The following is a 3304-nucleotide window of genomic DNA, read 5'->3' on the forward strand; positions in this document are numbered from 1 at the left end:
GGCGTTAAATCACCCTAGGGATTTTCTTACACCGATGCGGGAAATTCCCGCATCGGTGTAAGAAAATCCCTAGGGTGATTTAACGCCCCCGGCCCCCGCGTTCGCCCCCATCGGCCCCATCTCGCGCTGCGCCGGCCCATGGATGTCATCGGGTCGCATTTACGGGCTTCAACCTACCGTTTGGCGAGTGGTAAAAAATTATTATTGTGTATGAGAAATTCCTATCTTAGGATTGGATACAACTGAAATGCTGCGGGAACATGCCTGCAGCCGGAAGAAAGTAGTGGTCTGTTATGGCAAACGGCATCTCGGGAACCTCTCACGACGCGCTGTTCACGCGTGAGGGCATGCCCCCCATCAAGGACATGGTGCCCTGCGCGCTCCAGCACGTGCTCGCCTCCTTCGCGGGCATCATCACCCCGGCGATCATCATCGCCTCGGTGTACAACTGGGACGCCCAGGCGCGCACCGACATCATTCAGGTTGCGCTGATCCTGTCGGCAATCGACACGGCGCTCCAGGCGTTCGCGCCGTTCCGTCGCATCGGCGGCGGCCTACCCATCGTCATGGGCGTCTCGTTCGCCTTCCTGCCCGCCCTGCAGGCCATGGGCGCCGACTTCACGTTTGGCTCCCTGCTCGGCGGTGAGATCGTCGGCGGCATCGCGGCGATCCTGTTCGGCCTGTTCTACAGCAAGCTCAAGAACCTGTTCCCGCCTGTCGTGACCGGCACCGTCATCTTCACGATCGGCGTGTCGCTGTACCCGACGGCCGTGAAGTACATGGCCGGCGGCGAGGGCACGCCCATCTGGGGCACGCCGGCAAGCTGGATCGTGGCGCTCATCACCTTCGCCGTGGTCTTCTTCCTGTCCAATTTCACCAAGGGTACCCTCAAGCTGGGCAGCGTGTTCTTCGGTATGATCGTGGGCATCCTCGTGTCGGCGCCCTTCGGCATGCTCGACTTCTCGAGCGTGGGCACCGCGGGCGTCTTCGCCCTGCCCAAGCTCATGCCCTATGCCCTCGAGTTCCACCCCGAGGTCTGCATCACGCTCGCCGTGGTCTACCCGATGGTCGCCATCCAGGTCATCGGCGACGTCTCCGCCGCCTGCCTGGGCTCCATCGACCGCATGCCCGAGGAGCGCGAGCTGTCCGGCGCCATCGTGTCGCAGGGCGTGACGAGCATCATCTCCGCCTTCATCGGCGGCCTGCCCACCAGCGCGCTCGGCCAGAACGTCGGTATCATCGCCTCCAACAAGGTCATCAACAAGTGGGTGTTCGCCATCGTGGCGGCGGTCTTCGCGCTCGCCGGCCTCTTCCCGCAGCTCTCCGCTCTGTTGACTGCCATTCCGCAGCCGGTCATCGGCGGCGCGACCGTGGGCGTGTTCGGCACCATCACCATGAACGGCATCCGCATGTTCACCAAAGAAGGCCTGACTCAGCGCGTGGCCACCATCGTGGGCACCTCGGTCGTCTTCGGCCTCGGCATCTGGATGGCCTCCGGTTGCCTTGCCGGCGAGGGTATGCCCACGTGGATCTCGACCGTCATCGGCTCCAACGCCATCACCCCCTGCGCCATCATGGCTATCATCCTGAACCTCATCCTGCCCCCGACGCCTCCGGTCGACCGTCATGTCGACGCCGCCAAGGAGGCTGCGGTCGGCGCCGTGCTGCCCGACCACAAGAAGTAGGCGACTCGGGCGCGCCCGTCCGTGCGGGATGGGCGCGCCACCGCGATGCCGCGGCGCGCAGGGGTCGCCGCGGCATCACTTGTAAAACTTCGCTCGGCGCGACGTGCGCCGGGCGTGCGCGTCAGGCGGGGGAGGTGCCCGTCTATCGGTTCGGACCGAGCGCGCCCAACATAGTCTGAGGTGTTAAACCCCGCCTTGACGACGAAGGGAGAGCCCATGCTGATCGTAGGTAACGGTTCGGTCGTCACTCGCGATGAGGAGATGCCCTATTTGGAGCGCGGCGCGGTCCTGATTGACGGGGACACCATCGTGGCGGTGGGAGCCGAGGACGAGCTCATCGCCGCCAATCCGGGTGCGGAGTACGTCGACGCGCACGGCGGCATCATCATGCCGGGTCTGGTGAACTGCCACACCCACATCTACTCCGGTCTGGCCCGCGGCCTTGCCATCAAGGGCTGCAACCCCACCAACTTCCTCGAGAACCTCGAGCAGCAGTGGTGGAAGATCGACGACAACCTGACGCTCGACGGCACGCGCGCCTCGGCCTACGCCACGGTGCTCGATAGCCTGCGCGACGGCGTGACCACGATCTTCGACCACCACGCGAGCTTCTGCGAGATCCCGGGGTCCCTGTTTGCCATCAAGGACGTCTGCGAGGAGATGGGCATCCGCGCGTGCCTGTGCTACGAGACCTCCGACCGCCGCGGCGAGGCCAAGCGCGACCAGTCCATCGCCGAGAACGCCGAGTTCGCGCAGTGGGCTGCCAAGGCCCAGGCCGAGGGCAACTCCATGATCGCCGCCATGTTCGGCGGCCACGCCACCTTCACCCTGTCCGACGAGACGATGGACAAGATGGCCGAGGCCAACAACGGCCTGACCGGCTTCCATATCCACGTGTGCGAGGGCATGAACGACGTCTGGGACAGCCGCCTGAACCGCGGCGGCATCTCGCCGATCGAGCGCCTGCTGCAGCACGACCTGCTGGGCCCGCGCACCATGCTCGGCCACTGCATCCACGTCACGCCCGCCGAGATGGACATCATCAAACAGACCGGCACCCATATCGTCAACAACCCCGAGTCCAACATGGGCAACGCCGTGGGCTGCGCGCCGGTGCTCGAGTTCTTCCGCCGCGGCATCCCCGTGCACATGGGCACGGACGCCTACACGCATGACATGCTCGAGAGCCTGAAGGTCTTCCTCGTTATCCAGCGCCACAACGCTGCCATGCCCAACGTGGGCTGGGGCGAGGCCATGACGATGCTCTTCCAGAACAACCCTGCCATGGCGAGCGAGTACTTCGGCCGCAAGATCGGCGTGCTGGCGCCCGGCGCCGCCGCCGACGTGATCGTGATGGACTACAACAAGTTCACGCCGTTCTCCGAGGAGAACGTCGACGGCCACATGCTGTTCGGCATGATGGGCAAGAACTGCCGCACCACGATCGTCAACGGCCGTGCGCTCTACCGCGACCGCGAATTCGTGGCCTTCGACGAGGAGCGCATCAACGCCTGGACCATGGAGCAGTCCAAGAAGCTCTGGGGCGAGTTGAACGGCCGCACCTACTAGAGACGTGAATGGGTTGGTTGGGGACGTGTTCCTGTCTCTTATACACATCT

2 protein-coding genes are annotated in these 3304 nt (G+C 64.4%); both read left to right on the forward strand.

From position 1 onward, the window contains the following. Positions 1-293 precede the first annotated feature (293 nt). Positions 294-1685, forward strand: a complete 1392-nt coding sequence (locus QUW00_RS09320; RefSeq protein ID WP_289614101.1) for a uracil-xanthine permease family protein — start codon at positions 294-296, stop codon at positions 1683-1685. Between the two features lie 216 nt (positions 1686-1901). Continuing rightward, positions 1902-3254 carry a putative aminohydrolase SsnA gene (gene ssnA / locus QUW00_RS09325; protein WP_289614102.1) on the forward strand — a complete coding sequence of 451 codons (1353 nt, stop codon included), beginning with the start codon at positions 1902-1904 and terminating at the stop codon, positions 3252-3254. The last annotated feature ends 50 nt before the right edge of the window (positions 3255-3304 follow it).

This window comes from Collinsella tanakaei (genome assembly GCF_030373545.1).
Lineage (GTDB): Bacteria > Actinomycetota > Coriobacteriia > Coriobacteriales > Coriobacteriaceae > Collinsella > Collinsella tanakaei_C.

Coding starts and splice junctions, on each gene's coding strand:
- ssnA (WP_289614102.1), top strand. CDS start 1,902: ATGCTGATCGTAGGTAACGGTTCGGTCGTCACTCGCGATGAGGAGATG.
- QUW00_RS09320 (WP_289614101.1), top strand. CDS start 294: ATGGCAAACGGCATCTCGGGAACCTCTCACGACGCGCTGTTCACGCGT.